Raw genomic sequence first — 1,243 nt, 5'->3', positions numbered from 1 at the left:
CTGAACTGGTCAAGTAATCCCAGACACCGATTACGGTGTTTATGCCGCTTTTTGCTCCATAGCTATTGGCGACAGGTAGTTGTTGTAGCTGTGGAGCCTGGTACGGTTGTAGTACATGAAGAAGCGCACCATATCGGTTTTGGCTTCTTCGATCAGGCTGTAGCCGCTGCGAGGCACCCACTCTGACTTCAGCGTGCCAAAAAAACGCTCTGTCGGAGCATTGTCCCAGCACTGCCCGCGATGACTCATGCTTTGCAAAATACCGTGGCGCATCAGTTCTTCTTGAAACCTGCGACTGGTGTACTGACAGCCCTGATCTGAGTGAAACATCAGCCCAGGAGGACACGTCCGTACCTCTGCCGCCATGCGTAGCGCTTTGCTGACCAAGTTGGCGTCGTTGACCAGAGAAAATGCCCAACCAATGACCCGGCGAGCATACAAATCGATGACGATGGCCAGATGAACCCAGCGCTTGCCCACCATCAGGCTGGTCACGTCGCCACACCAAACCTGATTGATTGCAGTCGGTTTGAAGTTGCGCTTGAGCCGATTGGGCGCGACAAATGCTTCCACTCCTTTGGATCTGAATGGGTGGGGCTGGCGTTGTTTACTGACAATGTTGGCGTCCCGCATCAGTGCTCTGACAAGGCTCCTTCCAGCTGCAATATTCTGGGATTTCAGGCCCTTACTGATCATTCTGGAGCCCATGGCTTCGCGGCTTTCGCTGTGCAACTCAACCACTTTCAGCTTGAGTTCTTCGCGTCTGATCCGCGGCTTGGCTCGCCGCTGAAGCCACTCATAAAAGCTGCTGCGCTTCACATCAAAAGCACGACACACCACGGCCGTCGGAAATAACTCTCTTAGCTCTGCGATCATCGAAAACGATCGGGATCCGACATCAAGAGAGCGGTAGCCTTTTTTAAGATCTCGGCTTCCATCTCCATGCGCTTGATCTTGGCTTTGAGTTCCTGGATCTGGCGCTGATCTTCGGTAATCGCCTTGGTGCCCTTGACTGGCTGGCCCTCGCGTTCCTTGCGAACCTGATCGACCCAACGCCGCAAAGCGGTAGGCCCAATATCCAGCGATGCACAAACGTCTGGAATCGGACAGTTATCATCAAGCACCATACTGGCAGCATGTAGCTTGAATTCGCGGGTGTAGACCTTTCTTTCGTTCATGGAACCTCCAAGTTGGCGAAATCATATCGCCCTTAAGAGGTGTCCGGAATTATTAGGCCAGTTCA

2 protein-coding genes are annotated in these 1,243 nt (G+C 53.1%); both read right to left on the bottom strand.

The window, feature by feature from the left end:
- Positions 1 to 39: 39 nt before the first annotated feature.
- A complete protein-coding gene (locus tag AC1RP7_RS27890; protein WP_493183447.1) occupies positions 40 to 876 on the bottom strand; it encodes an IS3 family transposase in 837 nt (278 codons plus the stop codon).
- Positions 873 to 1,178, bottom strand: a complete 306-nt coding sequence (locus tag AC1RP7_RS27885) for a transposase (protein WP_489328278.1) — start codon at positions 1,176 to 1,178, stop codon at positions 873 to 875. The genes AC1RP7_RS27890 and AC1RP7_RS27885 overlap by 4 nt, the downstream gene beginning before the upstream one ends.
- Between the last annotated feature and the right edge of the window lie 65 nt (positions 1,179 to 1,243).

The sequence above is a fragment of the Pseudomonas sp. GW822-FHT01E03 genome, from assembly GCF_058802985.1.
Note: the sequence above shows the minus strand (reverse complement) of the source record. Positions and strands in the feature narration are given on the sequence as shown.